Below are 16,739 nucleotides of genomic sequence, written 5' to 3'. Positions count from 1 at the left end.
CGAGCAGCGCGCGGACATGCCGGTGCAGCACGTCGCGGTCGATCGGCGGCAGGCCGCGCGCGCTTTGCCACAGTTTCGCGGTCGCGAGCGGCAGCATCACCAGCGCGATGATCGAATGGAACAGGAACGCCGGTTCGAGCGCGGGGTTCAGCGTGCCGGCCTGCTGCGCGCCGCGAATGCGTTCGGCAAAGCGCCCGACATGGTCGAGCGGAATGCGCCGGACCATCCGCTCGCGCAGCAACCCGCCTTCATGGACGATCTCGCGCAGCCAGATCGACGGCAGCCACGGCATGCGGTGCGTGACGTCGAAGAAGCGGTCGACGAGTTCGGCGACGAGCGCGAACGGATCGTTGTCGATCTGCGGCTCGGTCGGCCGCCACACGAACGCGATGACCTGCGCGAGCCGCTCCTCGACGATCGCGTCGAGCAACTGCTCGCGATTCGTGAAGTAGTAGTGGACCATCGCCGACGTGACGCCTGCTGCTGCGGCGATCTGCGCGACGGTCGTCGCGGCGATGCCGCGCTCGGCGAACAACTGGATCGCGACGTCGAGCATGTGGTCGCGCAGGTCGAAATCGTCGACCGACGGGCGGCGCCCGCGCGGCCTGGCGACGGTGGATTTCGCGTTCATGAAATCGACGCTAATTGATGAGTTAGTTAATTTCAAGGAAGGGTTTTCGCCGGAGTTGATCGCGATCAGGCGAGCGTCGAACGGGGGCACGGGCGGGCAGGGTTGCGACGCGGCGCGGCGCGGCAAGCCGGCGGCGGAGTGTAGGGAGCGGCTAACGGGGAAACAGCGGGGAAACAGCGGGGAAACAGCGGGGAAACAGCGGGGAAACAGCGGGGAAACAGCGGGGAAACAGCGGGGAGTGGCGGGGCGACAGCAGGGAACCGGCAGGAAAACCGGCCGCGAAGCGAGGGCACGTGCCTGGACAATGGCACGCGCCCCGGAAAGCGGTTACTGATCGATCGGCGACGTCAGCGGCACGCGTTCGCCGGTCAGCCCGAACACGACGAGCTGCGCGGGCTCCGTCGCGCTCGCGTTGCGCGACACCTGGTGGCGCGAGCCGGGCGCTTCGTACCAGCCTTCGCCGGCGCGGTAGCGGTGCAGCGGGCCGCCGTTCACCTGTGACAGCACTTCGCCTTTCGACACGACCGCGAACACCGAGCCGAGGTGCCGGTGGGCGTCGGACGCCTGGCCGGGCGCATAGTCGACGGTCGCGACGACCGCGAGCTTGCCGGGCGCTTCAGGCACGGCCTGCTGCATGACCGTGTGCACGTTGTTGCCGGCGTCGTGCGCCCGGGCGGCGGCCGGCAGCAGCGCGGCGCCGGCTGCAAGCCACGCGCACAGGGCGGCGCGGCGGAACGTAGCGTCAGTCATCGTCGTCTCCTTACTCGGGCATCTTGCGGAACGCGATCGCGAAGCGGTTCCACGAGTTGATCGTCGCGATCAGCATCGACAGGTCGAACAGCTCCTCGTCGGTGAAGTGCGGTTTCACGGCGTCCCAGACGGCGTCGGGCACGTGGTTGCTGGCGACCAGCGTCAGCGCCTCGGTCCATTCCAGAGCCGCGCGCTCGCGCTCGGTGAAGAACGGCGTCTCGCGCCACGTGACGACGGTGGCCAGGCGGCGGTCGGTCTCGCCACCCTTGCGCGCGTCGGTCGTGTGCATGTCGACGCAGAACGCACAGCCGTTGATCTGCGACGCGCGCAGGCGGACGAGTTCGGCGAGCGGTTTCTCGATCGAGCTCTTCGCGAGGAATTCCTCGGCGTTGCGCATCACCTTGATCGCGTTCGGGCTGGCGGTATAGAAGTTCAGGCGTTGCATGGCAGGTCCTTTTTCGGTTGGGGCGCACGGTGGCGCGACAGGACCTACTTTAGGCCGCATGCTGGCCTGCTTGAATGGCCAATTTTCGGAAAATTCAGGTAACCAGTGGAGTGCCGCCGATGCGATCCGAACCCAGCAGGCCGGCCAGCGTCGCAAGCGCCGTGTCGATGCGCAGCGCGTCGATCCCGCCATAGCCGAACAGCAGCCCCGCACGCACCGGCACGCCGACGTGGAACGCCGAGATGCCGTACAGGCCGATGTCCTGCGCGCGGGCCGCGCGGACCAGCGCCGCTTCGTCGAGCCCCGGTTTCAGGTACGCGGCGAGGTGGATGCCGGCGGTCGGCACGATCGCGTCGAACCACGGCGCGAGTTCGCCGCGCAGATGCGCGATCAGCATCTTGCGGCGCGCATCGTAGTGCTTCTGCACGCGCTTCAGGTGCCGCGCGAAGTCGCCTTCGAGCATGAAGCGCGCGAGCGCCGCCTGCGTGAGCGTGCAGGTATGCCAGTCGACGATCTGCTTCGCCTTGGCCAGTGCGCCGCGCAGCGCACGCGGCGGAATCGCGTAGCCGATCCGCAGTTCGGGAAAGATCGTCTTCGAGAACGTGCCGACATATGCGACGAGGCCCGTGCGATCGAGGCTCTTCAGCGATTCCACCGGCCGGCCTTCGAAGCGGAACTCGCCGTCGTAGTCGTCCTCGATGATCACCGCGCGGCGGCGCTGCGCCCATTCGAGCAGCGCGACGCGCCGGTCCAGCGTCATCGGCATCCCGAGCGGGAACTGATGCGACGGCGTCACGTAGACGAGACGCGCGTCGTCGGGCAGCCGGTCCGTGACGAGGCCGTGCGCATCGACCGGCACGCCGATCACCGTCGCGCCGAGCGACGCGAACGCGGCGCGCGCGGGCGGATAGCCGGGATCCTCGACCGCGACCACGTCGCCGGGCCGCACGACGACGCGAGCGATCAGGTCGAGCGCCTGTTGCGCGCCTTGCGTGACGAGCACGTCGTCCCAGCCGCACGCCACCGCGCGGCTGAACGCGACGTAGCGCGCGATCGCGCCGCGCAACTGCGGATCGCCGGCCGGGTCGTGGTACTGGGCGGGGCCGCGCATCTGCTGGCGCAGCGCGTGATGCAGGCAGCGCCGCCACGCGTCGAACGGGAACAGCGCCTTGTCGGTCACGCCGCCGCGGAAGTCGAAGCCGGGCGCATCCTGCGGCGCGGGCATCGCAAGCGCGTCGGGCAGGTCGTCCCACAGCGCGCGCGCATCGACCGCGTCGATGCGCGGCGTGTCCTCGACGAGCGACGACGCGGACATGGCCGCCGCGTGCGGCACGCGCGCGAGGCCGTCGGCGACGAACGTGCCGTCGCCCGCGCGCGTATTCAGGTAGCCCTCGGCGACGAGACGCTCGAACGCGTCGAGCGTCGTCTTGCGCGATACGCCGAGCTGTTTCGCGAGGTCGCGCGTCGACGGCAGCCGCGCGCCGCCGGCGAGCCGCCCGTCGACGATCGCGGTGCGCAGTTGCCGGAAGATCTGCCCGGTCAGGTCGTGACGGCCTTCGATGCGGATCGCGATGTCCATCGCAGTGGTTACCTCAATTGCCGTGATTTCGTGCCAATCAGCATACCGGAAGTCGGCCGCGGCGGTGGCGTTGCGGGACGCCGATACCGGTCGCCAGGCCGCAAGGAATCGGGGCGCCGGGCCGAACCGACCGGGCGGCGCAGCTGTGCCCTGGATCGGCGGCCCGCATCGTCCGATTGGACCTCGGCCCGCCGCTGCCTTACGATCCACGGGAATCACGACAACCTCACACCGGAGCGAGCCCATGCTGTCCGAAGACGAACTTGCGCTGCTCGACGCGATTCGCACGACCGGCAGCCTGTCGCGTGCGGCCGCGCGGCTTGGCAAGGCGCCGTCGACGGTGTCGCACGCGGCGCGCCAGCTCGAAAACCGCTTCGACGCGCTGCTGTTCGACCGGCGCGGCTACCGGCTGCAGCTCACGCCGGCCGGACAGTTGCTGACCGACGAGGCGGCGCGGCTGTCGCTGGACGTCGCGCGGCTGACGCAGCGCGTACGGCAGGTCGCGAGCGGCTGGGAGGACCGGCTGTGGATCGTCAGCGACGAGGTGCTGGAGTTCGACACGCTGCTGCCGGTCGTCCGCGCGTTCGATGCGCTCGACTCGGGCGTGTCGTTGCGTTTCACGCACGAAGTGCTCGGCGGGACCTGGGAAGCGCTGCGCGACGGCCGTGCGGACCTGGTGGTCGGCGCGACCAACGAGCCGCCGGCGATTCCCGGCTTCAAGTGGTTCGAGCTGGGGACGATGGAGTGGGTGTTCGCGGTGTCGCCGCGCCATCCGCTGGCCGCCGCGAGCGGCGCGCTGACGCGGGACGCGATCGGCGCGCACCGGGCGGTCGTCGTGGCCGATTCGTCGCGGCGCGCGGCCGGCCGGGCCTATGGCCTGCTCGGCGGACAGGCCGTGCTCGCGGTGCCGTCGATGCGCGCGAAGATCCTCGCGCAGCGCGACGGGCTCGGCGTCGGCTGGGTGCCGCGCCGGCGCGTGGCGTCGTTGCTCGCACGGGGCGAACTCGTGGAAAAGCAGACGGCCGATCCGCGCGAGCCGAACCTGCTGTATGTCGCGTGGCACGGCGACCGCGACGGCCGCGCGCTGCAGTGGTGGCTCGAGCAATTGCGCGAACCGAGGCTCGCGCAGCGCCTGCTCGACGGCATCGACGTGGCCGGCTGACACGGGCGGAAGAGAACGGGGCAATCGAACCCGCCCGCTCGAACATGTTCGACAACTTCGAACATGTTCGTCGCGCACGTCGTACGGCAAGGCCGGACGCGGCGCGCATCCTGTGTCCACGGTCAACTCACCGGTTCACAGGAGAACATCATGCAACGCTTCGAAGGAAAGACGGTCCTCGTTACGGGCGGCAACAGCGGCATCGGCCTGGCGGCCGCCAACGCATTCGCGGCAGAAGGTGCACGCGTCATCATCACCGGGCGCGATGCGCAGACGCTCGAGGCCGCGCGGCAAAGACTCGGCGAGGGCGCGCTCGCGATCCGCAACGAGGCCGGCAGCGTCGCGTCGGCCCGTGCGCTGGCCGATGCGATCGCGTCGGCGGGGGCGCGGCTCGACGCCGTGTTCATCAACGCGGGCGTCGCGAAACTCGCGCCGTTCGCCGACAGCGACGAGGCGATGTGGGATCTCGTGTTCAACACCAACGTGAAGGGCGCGTATTTCCAGATCCAGTCGCTGGTGCCGCTGCTGAACCGCGGCGCGTCGATCGTGATCAACGGCTCGATCAATGCGCATATCGGGATGCCCGGCTCGTCCGTGTACGCGGCGAGCAAGGCGGCCGTCAATTCGTTCGCGAAGACGCTGTCGACGGAACTGCTGCCGCACGGCGTACGCGTGAACGTCGTGAGCCCGGGGCCCGTGCAGACGCCGCTCTACGGTAAGCTCGGGCTCGATGCGGCGACGCTCGACGAGACGGCCGAGAAGATCAAGGGCCTCGTCCCGGTCGGCCGGTTCGGCACGCCGGAGGAAATCGCGTCGACGGTGCTGCACCTCAGCGCGCCGGAATCCGCGTTCATCGTCGGTGCGGAGATCATCGCGTCCGGCGGGATGGGGTTGCTCTGATCGGCGAGGCCCCGGCGGGGGCTGCAACCGCCCGGCGTGACGCCGGGCGGAAGTTCCCGTCGCATGCGGACGCACGGCGTCCGCACCTCGCATCTATCGCGCCGCACAGGCGCCATGCCCGTCACGCCTGTCGCCGCCGGCTTTGAGCTGCGTCACCGTGAGCCCGGAGAACGTCGCGCGGCCCTGCTCGGCAAACACGGCGACGCGGTCCGCGTCGAGCGGCGGAAAGATCAGGTCGGTGATCGCCACGCGGCCGCCGTTCGCGAACACTTCGACCGAGCCGCGATCGACGACGATCTCGAGCCGCAACTGCCCGTGCTCGAGCGGCAGGTTCACGATGTGTTCGCGGCTGAACGTGTCCGCGAAATTCGCTTCGCCGGACCGGGAGCGGTCGAGCGTCAGCGTGCGCTTCGCCGTGTCGTACACGATCCGGGTGCCGATCGAACCATCCGCCGACTGGCGGACGATCAGGCCGGCACGTGCCGCGTGCTGCGGCGTGATCGTGACCGTGATGCGCTGGACGACGCCGCGTGTCGCGGCCGACAGCGCGCGTGTCGTGGAGTCGACCGTGAGGTTGCCTTCATGCACGGCGGGCCTGCCGTCCGCCCATGCATCGAATGCGGCGGCCGGCGTGACGACGAGCGTCGGCTCGCCGTCGATCGTTTTCAGCGACAGTTCGCGCGGCAGGGTCGTCGCGCCGCGCCACGGCGTGGTCGGCACTTTCGCTGCGTAATCCCAGTTGCTCATCCACGCGATCGCGACCGGCCGTGAGCCGGGCGCGCCGGAGAAGGTGCCGGCGGCGTAGAAGTCCGCGCCATGGTCGACCCAGCGGAATTGCGCGGGATCGGAGCCGGCCGGTGCGATGTGATCCGGCGTAAACGTGCGGCCGTCGAAGTGGCCGACGAAGTACATGGCGCCGGAGCCGCCGGCAATCGACCACGGGTTGACGTTGACGATCATGACCCACCTGGTGCGTGCGGGGTCGCCGTCGAGCGGCAGCGGCACGAGGTCGGGCATTTCCCACAGCGTGCCGTCGTGCGGCACGCCCGGCCGCGTGAAGTCGCTCAGGAAATTCCAGTGGATCAGGTCGTCCGAGCGATAGAGCTTCACGACGTGCGCGTCGGCGACGACCGTCGTCATCAGCCAGTAGCCGCCCGGCGCGTACCACGACACTTTCGGATCGCGAAATTGCTTCGATTCCGGATCGAGCGTCAGCACCGGATTGTGTGCATACGGCTGCCAGGTCGCGCCTTGATCGAGGCTGTACGCGAGCGACTGCGCCTGGGTGCCCGGCGCGTGACCGGAGCCCGCCTTGTACACGCTCGTATAAAGCGCGACGAGCGGCGTGCGGCCCGGCTTGCCCAGGCCGGACGTGTTGAGCGTGTCGGCGACGATCGAGCCGGAGAAGATTTCCTCCGTCGCGTTCGCGCGCATCGCGACCGGATGCTCGCGCCAGTGGACGAGATCGGTGCTCGTCGCGTGGCCCCACGACATGTTGCCCCAGTCGTTGCCGACCGGATTGTATTGGTAGAACAGGTGATAGCGGCCGTTGTCGTAGACGAGCCCGTTCGGATCGTTCATCCAGTTACGCTGCGGCGTGTAGTGGACGGCGGGTCGCCATTGCGGCGTGCCGTTGTCGGCCGGCGCGCTGCAAGGTGCGGCGGCGACCTGGGTGCAGGCCGCGCAGGCCAGCAGCATCCGGGCGATCCGGATGGAAAAGCGGAAATACGTCGATATCATGCGGGGTCACGTGCTCCGCCTTGCAAAGCGGGAAAGGAGGGCGCATGCCGCTTTCAACGGCGGTGTGCGCAATGGATGGAAGAAGAAAATGGGGAGGCGCGCACGCGACACGCGCGATATGCGCCTCCCTCCCTAACCTCGTGCCTTTACCAGCGATCGTTATTATTGTTGGTTATCGTGATTTCACTGGTTGTGGCCGGCACCCGTCGCGGGCAGGTTCGCCGGAATGTCGCCGTAGCCGCCGAGCCCGCCGCGCCCATAGGTGCGATCGACCGTCGTCGACGTTCCGTTGATGCCGACCTTCACCGTCGGCGCGAGCGTGCCGCCACGGCGCGGGCCGATCGCATCGATGAACGACTCGACGAGCCCGCCCGGCATCACGTAGTGCGAATACGACTGGAATTCGCGCGGGTTCTGGTTCGGGTCCTGCGAATACGGTGCACCGGCCGGCGCGGAGAAGTCGGTCGGATTGCCGAGCACGAGGCCGCTGCCGCCGTTCAGCGGGAGGAAGTCGCTGCGGATGCCGTTGCCGACGAAGCCGTACACACCGTCCGGTCCGTCGACGCCGGCCGCCATCGTCGTTCGGTGACTGATCGTGAACAGGTAGTACTTGCCGTCCTTCAGGTAGATCTGCGGGCGCTCGGTCTGGTCGTCGACGCAGTTCGCCGACAGGATCGGCGGCAGGAACTTCCATTCGGTCAGTTGCGGGTTCGTCGCGACCGCGAGGCCGACGTTGGCCTTTTGATACACTGCGCCCGAATTCATCACCGCGTTGAGATCTTCCTTGTACGGATCGTTCGGCGCGTAGCCGAGATCGGCTTCGGTGCAGGTACGTGCGCCGCGCTGGCCGCCCGTATTACCCTCGAAGACCATGTAGGTCTTGCCCGGGTGCGCGGGATCGGTGAATACGAACGGATCGCGGAACGAGAAGTAGGTGTTCTGCTGGCCGGTCTGGTAGTAGTTGCCGTCCGGTTGCAGCAGCGCCTTGTGATTATCGAAGCCGCTGAACCACACGTGCTTGTCGTCGGCGTGGATATGGCCGTCGGCGCGCGTGATGATCGCCTGCGGCGGCGTGATGTCGGCGCCGCCGGGCGCCGAGCGGTTGAACGACGTCGCGGTGTAGTAGAGGTTGACGTTGTCGCCGTTCGTGAGGCGCGCGGAGCCCGACCATTCGGCGTTGTTGGTCATCGGCGCGGTGCCGAACACCTTGGCGCTGGCGCCGTCGGGGAACAGGTGGCCGCCCCAGGTCCAGCCGCCGTTCGCGGGGCGCTGCGACGCGGGAATGCCCGCGCGACGGTAGAAGAAGCCGATGCGCGCATGGACGTGACGGTCGTCGAACGTGTAGCCCGCATGCGGATCGGCGGTGAGCGAGAAGATCACCTCCCAGCCCTTGTAGCTGAGCTGGTTCGCGCGCAGGTCGGCCAGCGGCCAGGTGTCCCACACCCACACGTCCGAGTTGATCAGCGGGAAATCCTGCGGGATGTCCGGCATCGTCAGCGCTTGCGGCAGCGAATTCTTGTCGGCGCCGGCCGTGTGCGACTGCGCGACGATCTGGCGGATGTCCGCGCGGGTCCAGCGCATCGTGAAGTTTCCTTCGGGGTCGTATGCCTGCTGCGTATGTGGCGTGGGCGCGGGAGCGCCGGCGGTCTGCGCATGCGAAGCGGACGCGAAAGCGGCCAGTGCGGCGCCGGCGAAAAGCAAACGTTTGGCCGCAGTCGTGCGGCAAAAAGGAAAATATGTCATCTCGGCGTTGTCTCTGTTGACGTGAAAAGGAACTGCTGAGGGTGGCATCGATGTCCAAACCGGTTTGGATGCTATTTCAAACCGGTTTGGACGTCAAAAGATAATTAATTGACGGTAATCACTACCGAGCGGAAACAATTGCCGGAAATCGGCATGCCGCGCGGGCACATCGAGTGTGAGGAACGACGGTGAAGGTGAATCTGAAGGCGCTATCGGACGCGCTCGGGCTGTCGCGGACGACGGTCAGCCGCGCGCTGAACGGCTACGACGACGTCAGCGAGGCGACGCGCGAACGCGTGACGCGGGCTGCCCGGGAAATGGGGTACGTGGCGGATCCGACCGCGCGCCGATTGGCGACCGGGCGCGCGGACGTGATCGGGATCGTCTATCCGTTCGGCGCCGACGATCTCGGCGATCCGCGTTTCGGCGAGGTCGTCGCGGGCATCACCGAGCGGCTCGCGGAACGCAATCTCGATTTCATCATCGCGTCGGCGCGACCGAATGCGGAGCTGGACACCTATCGGCGCATCGTCGACGGCAAGCTCGTCGACGGCCTGATCGTCGCGCGCACGCTCGTCGACGATCCGCGCATCGCGTACCTGCAGGCGAGCGCGTTTCCGTACGTGGCTTACGGCCGGACGCAGACGGCCGAGCCGCATGTGTGGTTCGATTTCGACAACGAGGCCGGCGCGCGGGACGCGGTGCGCAGGCTGATGGGTTTCGGGCACCGGCGCATTGCGATGATCAGCGCGCCGCTTGCACTGAATTTCGCGGCGCAGCGCCGTGCGGGCTATCTGTCGGCGCTGCGCGAAGCCGGCATCGAGCCGGATCCGGCGCTGCTGGTCGAATGCCCGTTTACGCACGACGGCGGGCTGCAGGCGGCGCGGGCGCTGCTCGCGCACGCCGAGCGGCCGACGGCGCTGCTGGTCGACAACAACATCGCAGGCGGCGGCGCGTTCCGTGCGCTCGTGGACAGCGGGCTGCGGCTGGGCGAGGACCTGTCGCTGATCGTCTACGACGGCGTGCCGCCGGACATCGCGCATCCGTATCGCGTGACGGCGGTCGTGCAGCCGACCGGTCACGCGTCGGGGCGCGCGCTGGCGGAACTGATGCTGCGGCTGCTGGGCGATGGCGTGCGCGAGCATCGGCTCGAGGCGCCGGTCATCGAGGCAGGCGACACCGACGGTCCGTTGCGCGGCCAGCCGGCGCGGTGAAGGCGAGGGGCGCGGGCGCCTGCGGACGCCGGCGGATCGCGCTCATCCGAAAAGGCCATGACGATGGCAGGGGCGATTACCTGTTTACTAGACGACCGGTCTAATCCAGGGCTATCATCCGTCCTCATGGATGCGGCGACGTCTGGTCTGCGGTGCATGCAGCAACGACGCGAAAATGCCATTTCGCGTTGCATGCAGGTGGTACAGCGAGACGCCGCCGCTTTATTTCCAATTTTTCTAGACGACTGGTCTAATAGGCGCATGTCGCATTCGGATACGCGGGTCGCACGTTGACGCGTCACAGCTGACTAACCGACAGGCGTGCCGCGCCGGCCGGGTTGTCCGGTTGGGCGGCCCCGTTCCCCATCCATTTTTCGAAGGAGTGTCCGATCATGAAGATTCTGGTTGTCCTGACCTCGCACGACACGCTCGGCGACACCGGCAAGAAGACCGGCTTCTGGCTCGAGGAACTGGCCGCGCCGTACTACACGTTCAAGGACGCGGGCGTCGAGCTGACGCTCGCGTCGCCGAAGGGCGGCCAGCCGCCGCTCGACCCGAAAAGCAACGATCCGGCTGCCCAGACCGACGCGACGCGCCGCTTCGAAGCCGATACGGCGGCCAAGGCCGCCCTTGCTTCGACGCTCAAGCTGACCGACGTGTCCGTGGACGATTACGACGCCGTGTTCTACCCGGGCGGCCACGGCCCGCTATGGGATCTCGCCGAGGATCTGCATTCGATCGGCCTGATCGAGCGCGCGTTGGCGGCCGGCAAGCCGGTCGCGGCCGTCTGCCACGCACCGGGCGTGCTGCGTCACGTGAAGAACCCGCAGACCGGCGAATCGGTCGTGCGCGGCAAGCGCGCGACGGGCTTCACCAACAGCGAGGAAGCGGCCGTCGAACTGACGGAAGTCGTGCCGTTCCTCGTCGAGGACATGCTGAAGACCAACGGCGCGCAATTCGAGCGCAGCGCCGACTGGGCGCCGCATGTCGTCACCGACGGCCTGCTGATCACGGGGCAGAACCCCGCGTCGTCGGAGCCTGCCGCCGAGGCGCTGCTCGCGCAGCTCGGCCGCCGTTGAGCCGACGGCGCCGGCCGGGCCGGCGCCATCCCGTATCCGTCGCCGGGCGCAAGCCGCCCGGCGACGGCCCGAGTCATTCCGTCGTGCGCACCGCACGGCGCGTTTCCAGTCGTTTTGCAGAACCAAGCAAAGGAGCCGTGGATGTCTGCCCTGTTCGAACCGTTCAAACTCAAGGATGTCACGCTGCGCAACCGCATCGCGGTGCCGCCGATGTGCCAGTACGTCGCCGAGGACGGCGTCGTCAACGACTGGCATCACGTGCATCTGGCCGGCATCGCGCGCGGCGGTGCGGGCCTCGTGATCGCCGAGGCGACGGCCGTGTCGCCGGAAGGGCGCATCACGCCGGGCTGCGCGGGGCTGTGGAACGACGCGCAGGCCGAAGCGTTCGCGCCGTCGGTCGCGGCGATCAAGGCAGCCGGCGCGGTGCCCGGCATCCAGATCGCGCACGCGGGCCGCAAGGCGAGCGCGAACCGTCCGTGGGAAGGCGACGACCATATCGCCGACGGCGATCCGCGCGGCTGGCAGACCATCGCGCCGTCTGCGGTGCCGTTCGGCGCGCATCTGCCGAAGACGCCGCGGGCGATGACGCGCGACGACATCGCCCGCGTGCAGGCCGACTTCGTTGCGTCGGCGAAGCGCGCGCGCGACCTGGGCTTCGAATGGCTCGAACTACACTTCGCGCACGGCTATCTCGGCCAGAGCTTCTTCTCGGTGCATGCGAACCAGCGTGACGACGAGTACGGCGGTTCGGCCGAGAACCGCGGCCGCTTCCTCGTCGAAACGCTGGCGGCCGTCCGCAAGGTATGGCCCGAGCATCTGCCGCTGACCGCACGCTTTGGCGTGATCGAATACGACGGCCGCGACGAAGAGACGCTCGCCGAGTCGATCGCGCTCACGCAGCGGCTGAAGCAGGAAGGGCTCGACATGCTGAGCGTGTCGGTCGGCTTCTCGACGCCCGACGCGCAGATTCCGTGGGGTCCGGCGTTCCTCGCGCCGATCGCCGAGCGCGTGCGGCGCGAGGCCGGCCTGCCGGTATCGTCCGCGTGGGGGATCGACACGCCGCAACTGGCGAACCGCGTGGTGGCGGAAGCGCAGCTCGATCTCGTGATGGTCGGCCGCGCGCATCTGGCCGACCCGCACTGGCCGTACTACGCGGCCAAGCAACTCGGCGTCGAGCGTCCGTCGTGGACGCTGCCCGCGCCGTACGCGCACTGGCTCGAGCGCTACCGGACCGCCGACAAGGTGGCCTGAGCAGGCGCGGTGCAGGGCGGCGCGCGCATGACGTGCGCCGCCGATCCGGCGCCGATGGATAGAATGGCGGTTCGCGCAGGCCGGTGGCCTGCGCGAACCGCCATTTTTTTCATTTCGACCGAGGTGCCATGGGCGCACATGTCCCGTCGTCTCACGATCCCGCCACGCGGCCGCGTGCGCAGCAGGTCGCCCGCGCCGTGCTGTATGCGGCGCTGCTGGTGATCGCGCTGTGGGTGATCCGCGATTTCATTCCCGCCATCGCGTGGGCCTGCGTGATCGCCATCGCGATGTGGCCGATGCTGAAGCGCTTCGAATCGCACCGGCTGTTCCGCAACCGCCCGACGCTCATCGCGCTCGTCATCACGGCGGCGATCTCGTTGCTGGTCGTGCTGCCGGTGGCCGTCGCGGCGACCCAGGCGATCGGGCAGGCGCATGACCTGCGCGAGTGGCTGCGCACGATCCAGGACAACGGCATCCCGGTGCCGGACGTGGTCGGCCGGCTGCCTTACGGCGCGGCACAGATCACCGAATGGTGGCAGGCCAACCTCGGCCATCCGCTGCATGCGGCCAGCGCGATGCACGGCGTCAACAGCGAGAAATTCCTCGCGTTCGGCCGGCAGTTCGGCACGAAGCTCGCGCATGCGCTGCTCGAATTCGGCTTCATGCTCGTCACGCTGTTCGTGATCCTGCGCGCGGGCCACAAGCTGTCGGGGGCGTTGCTGCAGGGCGCGCGGCGCGCGTTCGGGCACAACGGCGCGGAGCTGATCGAGCGGATGGTCGCGGCCGTGTTCGGCACGGTGACGGGGCTCGTCGTCGTCGGCCTCGGCGAGGGCGCGCTGCTCGGCATCGCATATGCGCTGGCGGGCGTCCCGCATGCGGCGCTGCTCGGCCTCGTCACGGCGATCGCCGCGATGCTGCCGTTCTGCGCGCCCGTCGTGTTCTGCGGCGCGGCGCTCTGGCTGTTCGTGCAGGGCGCGACCATGTGGGCCGTCGCGGTGGCCGTGCTCGGGTTCGTCGTCGTGTTCGTCGCCGAGCACTTCGTGCGGCCGGTGCTGATCGGCAGCTCCGCGCGGCTGCCGTTCCTGCTCGTGCTGTTCGGCATCCTCGGCGGCGCCGAGACGTTCGGCCTGATCGGGCTGTTCGTCGGCCCCGCGCTGATGACGGTGCTGACGATGCTGTGGGCCGAGTGGATCGCATGACGATGCGTGCCGAGGCGCCGGGGTGAAGCAGCGGCGCGGATGCGCGTGCAAGCGCGTACCGGTCGCTGCGGCGCGCGACGATCGGGCTTGCGCCGAGGCCTGCAATGCAGGGATCCGGATAAAGTTCTCTACATTTCTTTTCGATCCGAACCCAAAGGTCGAGTAGCATGGGGCTTTCGATCACGCCGGCATGGCGCAGCAGATTTTCCCAAGCATGCGATTGATTACGATGTCCCGTCCCGCAGCGACGCTGTCCCTGGCCGCCAGTTGCCTGATGTTGCACGGTTGCGCGTGGTTCGACTCGTGGCTGCCGTTCTCGTATTCGCGCACGCCGCTCGCGAGAGCCGCGTCGCGGCATGGCGCGACGCGTGCCGATGTCGTCCGCGCCGGCGGCAATCCGCGCAGCGTATGGATGGTCCGCAACGGCAGCGGCGTCTGCTACAACTACTTCATCGAGCACGGCAACGATCACCGCGAGTATTTCGTCGTGTTCGACAAGGCCGGCGTCGTCACGCAATACGGCTTCGATTCCTGCATGAACGCCGACCGCAAGGGCACGCTCCAGCCGGGCAAGGCCGCGTCGCGCTAGCGCGGCGGCCATGCCCACCGGCTGTCACGCGATCGTGTCGACCACGCCGCCGTCCACCCGCAGCGCGGCCCCCGTCGTCGCCGAAGCGAGCGGCGAGCACACGTAGACGACCAGGTTCGCGACTTCCTCGGGCGTCGCGGGCCGCTGGATGATCGAGCTCGAGCGATGGTTGCGCACGAACTCAACGGCCACGTCTTCGATGCTGCGGCCGGTTTCGTCGGCCGTTTCCTTCAGCAGCGCCCGCACGCCGTCCGACATCGTCGGCCCCGGCAGCACCGAGTTGACGGTCACGTGGGTGCCGGCCGCGAGCTTCGCGAGGCCGCGTGCGATCGACAACTGCGCGGTTTTCGTGAAGCCGTAGTGAATCATGTCGACCGGGATGTTCAGGCCGGATTCCGACGAAATGAACACGACGCGCCCGGCGTTGCGTTCGATCATCCCCTTCAGGTAATGCCGCGCGAGGCGCACGCCGGACATCACGTTCATCTGGAAATAATGTTCCCATTCGGCGTCGTCGATGTCGAAGAACGCCTTCAGGCCGTAGATGCCCGCGTTATTGACGAGGATGTCGGCCGCGGGCGTGTGCTGCGTGATGCGCGCGACGCCGACGGCATCCGACAGGTCGGCCGCGACGCCGTCGAAGTCCGCCTCGGGGACGGCTGCACGCAGTTGCGCGAGCGCGGACTGCACCGACGCGTCGCTGCGGCCGTTGACGACGACGCGCGCGCCGGCGCGCGCGAGCCCTTCGGCAATCGCGAACCCGATGCCGGCGGTGGAAGCGGTGACGACCGCGGTCTTGCCTTTCAGATCGATATGCATGAGCGTGACGGGAGAAGAGGGAACGGGAACCGCCGCGGGTGCCGCGGCGGGCGGAATTCAAAGCTTAGGCGAAATGGCGCGATCCGGCGTCGAAGCCGGCGGTCAGGCGATCCAGCGATCCGGTTGCGCGGCGCCGCACAGTCTTGTACGGTGAGCGTTCGCCGTCCGAACCGGGAGCCCGCCGCGTGAGCCGTACCGCCAACCGATCCGTCGACCCGTCGCCGTTCTGGCGGGATGCCGCGCTGCCGTTCATCGAGGCGCGTACCGTCGACGACGGCCGCGCGATCTGCTACGCGAAGCACACGCACGACACGTTTTCGGTGGGTGCGATCGTCGGCGGCACGAGCACCTACCTGAACGGTGCGACGAGCGAGCACGTCGGGCGCGGCGTGCTCGTGATCATCGATCCGGAACAGGTGCATGCGTGCAATCCGTACGGCCCCGATGCGTGGGCGTACCGGATGGTCTATGTCGACGTGCCGTGGCTCGCGCGCCTGCAGCATTCGCTGGGCCGCGATCCGAACAGCGATTTTCACGGTTTTTCGCCGAAGTTGACTGAGCGGCGCGACCTGTTCGCCCAATTTGGCGGCTTCTACCGCACGCTGGTCGCACCCGGCATCGATCCGCTCGGCAAGGAGAGTGCGGCGGTCGAGTTCTTCACGGCGCTGCACGGCGCGCTCGATCGCGAATTGCCCGGCCCGCGCGCCGGCGACGACAACGCCAAGCTCGCGCGCGCGGCCGACTACATCGCCGCGCACTGCCGTGAAGGCGTCACGCTCGATGCGATCTGCGCGGCGGCCGATTTGTCGCCGTCGTATCTGATCCGCGCGTTCAACGCCCGCTACGGGATGACGCCGCATGCGTTCCTGATCGATCGCCGCGTACAGTACGGCCGCACGGAGCTGCGCCGCGGCCGGGCGATCGCCGATGTCGCGCTCGACGCCGGTTTTGCCGACCAGGCGCATTTCCAGCGTGCGTTCCGGCGGATCGCGGCCGCGACGCCCGGCCAGTACCGCAGCGCGACGAGCTGAACGCGAGCGCTACACGTCGAGCAGGAAGAGTGCGCTGCCCGCGAGCAGCAGCGCCATCATCCGGTTGAACACGCGCATGCGCCGCGCGTTCGCGAGCCGGTGCCGCAGCGACGCGCCGGCATACGCCCAGCATGCGATCGACGCGAAACAGATCACCAGATACAGCGCGGCGAACTGCCAGACCTGCGCGCGGTCGCCGTCGGCCGCATACGCGCCCATCGCGGCCACGCACGCGAGCCACGCCTTCGGATTCAGCCACTGCATCGCCGCGCCGGCCGCCGCCGACGGGCCGGCGACGTCCGGGTCGGCCGACAGCCGGCCGTCATCGAGCGCGAGCCGCAGCGCCATGTACAACAGGAACGCGATCCCCGCCCACTGCGTGGCGGTCGTCAGCACGGGCCAGCGCGCGAGTACCGCGTGCAGCCCGAGGCCGATCAGCAGGAACAGCGCGACGAAGCCGAGCGTCGCGCCGGCCGCATAGCGCAGGCTCGCGCCGAGGCCGTGGCGCGCGCCGGCACTGAGCGCGACGATGTTGACGGGGCCGGGGGTGATCGACGAGGCGAGCGCGAACGCGGCCATCGAAACCAGCATGCTCATGGGATGTCTC

The 16,739-nt window shown here is 68.6% G+C and carries 16 protein-coding genes; 8 read left to right on the top strand and 8 right to left on the bottom strand.

Features of this window, described 5'->3' with window-relative positions:
* The 4 genes from G3N64_RS27640 to G3N64_RS27625 form a co-directional block, all read right to left on the bottom strand.
* Nucleotides 1–631: TetR/AcrR family transcriptional regulator (locus tag G3N64_RS27640; RefSeq protein WP_205786770.1), on the bottom strand; the 631-nt coding region annotated here is incomplete at its 3' end.
* 327 nt (nt 632–958) lie between these two features.
* Nucleotides 959–1,381 (bottom strand): cupin domain-containing protein, encoded by a 423-nt coding sequence (locus G3N64_RS27635; RefSeq protein WP_205786769.1) that lies wholly within the window; start codon nt 1,379–1,381, stop codon nt 959–961.
* Nucleotides 1,382–1,391: 10 nt separating this feature from the next.
* Nucleotides 1,392–1,826 (bottom strand): carboxymuconolactone decarboxylase family protein, encoded by a 435-nt coding sequence (locus G3N64_RS27630; protein ID WP_205786768.1) that lies wholly within the window; start codon nt 1,824–1,826, stop codon nt 1,392–1,394.
* Between the two features lie 94 nt (nt 1,827–1,920).
* On the bottom strand, nt 1,921–3,405 hold the full coding sequence (locus tag G3N64_RS27625) for a PLP-dependent aminotransferase family protein (protein ID WP_205786767.1): 1,485 nt from the start codon (nt 3,403–3,405) through the stop codon (nt 1,921–1,923).
* 244 nt (nt 3,406–3,649) lie between these two features.
* On the opposite strand from G3N64_RS27625, the gene G3N64_RS27620 reads away from it, so the two are divergent.
* Both G3N64_RS27620 and G3N64_RS27615 read left to right on the top strand, forming a co-directional pair.
* Nucleotides 3,650–4,567: a LysR family transcriptional regulator gene (locus G3N64_RS27620; RefSeq protein ID WP_205786766.1), complete on the top strand. Its 918-nt coding sequence runs from the start codon at nt 3,650–3,652 to the stop codon at nt 4,565–4,567.
* 150 nt (nt 4,568–4,717) lie between these two features.
* Entirely contained in the window at nt 4,718–5,467 is a 750-nt protein-coding gene (locus G3N64_RS27615; protein WP_205786764.1) for an SDR family oxidoreductase, read from the top strand.
* 93 nt (nt 5,468–5,560) lie between these two features.
* Here the strand turns inward: G3N64_RS27615 and G3N64_RS27610 are convergent, their stop codons facing one another.
* A complete protein-coding gene (locus G3N64_RS27610; protein WP_205786762.1) occupies nt 5,561–7,207 on the bottom strand; it encodes a glycoside hydrolase family 32 protein in 1,647 nt (548 codons plus the stop codon).
* Between the two features lie 183 nt (nt 7,208–7,390).
* On the bottom strand, nt 7,391–8,950 hold the full coding sequence (locus tag G3N64_RS27605; protein ID WP_205786760.1) for a glycoside hydrolase family 68 protein: 1,560 nt from the start codon (nt 8,948–8,950) through the stop codon (nt 7,391–7,393).
* 188 nt (nt 8,951–9,138) lie between these two features.
* Between G3N64_RS27605 and G3N64_RS27600 the strand changes: the two genes are divergently transcribed.
* The 5 genes from G3N64_RS27600 to G3N64_RS27580 all read left to right on the top strand — a co-directional run bounded on the left by G3N64_RS27600 (nt 9,139) and on the right by G3N64_RS27580 (nt 14,282).
* Nucleotides 9,139–10,164, top strand: a complete 1,026-nt coding sequence (locus G3N64_RS27600; protein WP_205786758.1) for a substrate-binding domain-containing protein — start codon at nt 9,139–9,141, stop codon at nt 10,162–10,164.
* Nucleotides 10,165–10,556: 392 nt separating this feature from the next.
* A complete protein-coding gene (locus tag G3N64_RS27595; RefSeq protein WP_205786756.1) occupies nt 10,557–11,243 on the top strand; it encodes a type 1 glutamine amidotransferase domain-containing protein in 687 nt (228 codons plus the stop codon).
* Nucleotides 11,244–11,384: 141 nt separating this feature from the next.
* Nucleotides 11,385–12,494 carry an NADH:flavin oxidoreductase/NADH oxidase gene (locus G3N64_RS27590; protein WP_205786754.1) on the top strand — a complete coding sequence of 370 codons (1,110 nt, stop codon included), beginning with the start codon at nt 11,385–11,387 and terminating at the stop codon, nt 12,492–12,494.
* Nucleotides 12,495–12,622: 128 nt separating this feature from the next.
* Nucleotides 12,623–13,693, top strand: coding sequence for an AI-2E family transporter (locus tag G3N64_RS27585; RefSeq protein WP_205786752.1), 1,071 nt, complete (start codon nt 12,623–12,625; stop codon nt 13,691–13,693).
* 214 nt (nt 13,694–13,907) lie between these two features.
* Nucleotides 13,908–14,282, top strand: a complete 375-nt coding sequence (locus tag G3N64_RS27580; protein ID WP_205786750.1) for a hypothetical protein — start codon at nt 13,908–13,910, stop codon at nt 14,280–14,282.
* Between the two features lie 24 nt (nt 14,283–14,306).
* Here G3N64_RS27580 and G3N64_RS27575 read toward each other — a convergent pair whose 3' ends face one another.
* Entirely contained in the window at nt 14,307–15,101 is a 795-nt protein-coding gene (locus tag G3N64_RS27575; protein ID WP_205786748.1) for an SDR family NAD(P)-dependent oxidoreductase, read from the bottom strand.
* Between the two features lie 185 nt (nt 15,102–15,286).
* Here G3N64_RS27575 and G3N64_RS27570 point away from each other — a divergent pair, with 185 nt between their 5' ends.
* Nucleotides 15,287–16,132, top strand: a complete 846-nt coding sequence (locus G3N64_RS27570; RefSeq protein WP_205786746.1) for an AraC family transcriptional regulator — start codon at nt 15,287–15,289, stop codon at nt 16,130–16,132.
* A gap of 9 nt (nt 16,133–16,141) precedes the next feature.
* On the opposite strand, the gene G3N64_RS27565 is transcribed toward G3N64_RS27570, so the two are convergent.
* The gene (locus G3N64_RS27565) at nt 16,142–16,729 is read right to left on the bottom strand and encodes a LysE family translocator (protein ID WP_205786744.1); all 588 of its coding nucleotides are present in this window, start codon (nt 16,727–16,729) and stop codon (nt 16,142–16,144) included.
* Nucleotides 16,730–16,739: the final 10 nt, after the last annotated feature.

Origin of the sequence: Burkholderia sp. Ac-20344 (assembly GCF_017104975.1) — a bacterium.
GTDB lineage: Bacteria > Pseudomonadota > Gammaproteobacteria > Burkholderiales > Burkholderiaceae > Burkholderia.
The sequence above is the reverse complement of the archived record's forward strand: the minus strand, read 5'-3'. Positions and strand labels throughout refer to the sequence as shown.

Excerpts from the sequence above, each read along its gene's own strand:
- G3N64_RS27590 (WP_205786754.1), top strand. The coding sequence starts at position 11,385 with ATGTCTGCCCTGTTCGAACCGTTCAAACTCAAGGATGTCACGCTGCGC.
- G3N64_RS27625 (WP_205786767.1), bottom strand. The coding sequence starts at position 3,405 with ATGGACATCGCGATCCGCATCGAAGGCCGTCACGACCTGACCGGGCAG.
- G3N64_RS27575 (WP_205786748.1), bottom strand. The coding sequence starts at position 15,101 with ATGCATATCGATCTGAAAGGCAAGACCGCGGTCGTCACCGCTTCCACC.
- G3N64_RS27605 (WP_205786760.1), bottom strand. The coding sequence starts at position 8,950 with ATGACATATTTTCCTTTTTGCCGCACGACTGCGGCCAAACGTTTGCTT.
- G3N64_RS27620 (WP_205786766.1), top strand. The coding sequence starts at position 3,650 with ATGCTGTCCGAAGACGAACTTGCGCTGCTCGACGCGATTCGCACGACC.
- G3N64_RS27635 (WP_205786769.1), bottom strand. The coding sequence starts at position 1,381 with ATGACTGACGCTACGTTCCGCCGCGCCGCCCTGTGCGCGTGGCTTGCA.
- G3N64_RS27565 (WP_205786744.1), bottom strand. The coding sequence starts at position 16,729 with ATGAGCATGCTGGTTTCGATGGCCGCGTTCGCGCTCGCCTCGTCGATC.
- G3N64_RS27615 (WP_205786764.1), top strand. The coding sequence starts at position 4,718 with ATGCAACGCTTCGAAGGAAAGACGGTCCTCGTTACGGGCGGCAACAGC.
- G3N64_RS27580 (WP_205786750.1), top strand. The coding sequence starts at position 13,908 with ATGCGATTGATTACGATGTCCCGTCCCGCAGCGACGCTGTCCCTGGCC.
- G3N64_RS27630 (WP_205786768.1), bottom strand. The coding sequence starts at position 1,826 with ATGCAACGCCTGAACTTCTATACCGCCAGCCCGAACGCGATCAAGGTG.
- G3N64_RS27595 (WP_205786756.1), top strand. The coding sequence starts at position 10,557 with ATGAAGATTCTGGTTGTCCTGACCTCGCACGACACGCTCGGCGACACC.
- G3N64_RS27585 (WP_205786752.1), top strand. The coding sequence starts at position 12,623 with ATGGGCGCACATGTCCCGTCGTCTCACGATCCCGCCACGCGGCCGCGT.
- G3N64_RS27610 (WP_205786762.1), bottom strand. The coding sequence starts at position 7,207 with ATGATATCGACGTATTTCCGCTTTTCCATCCGGATCGCCCGGATGCTG.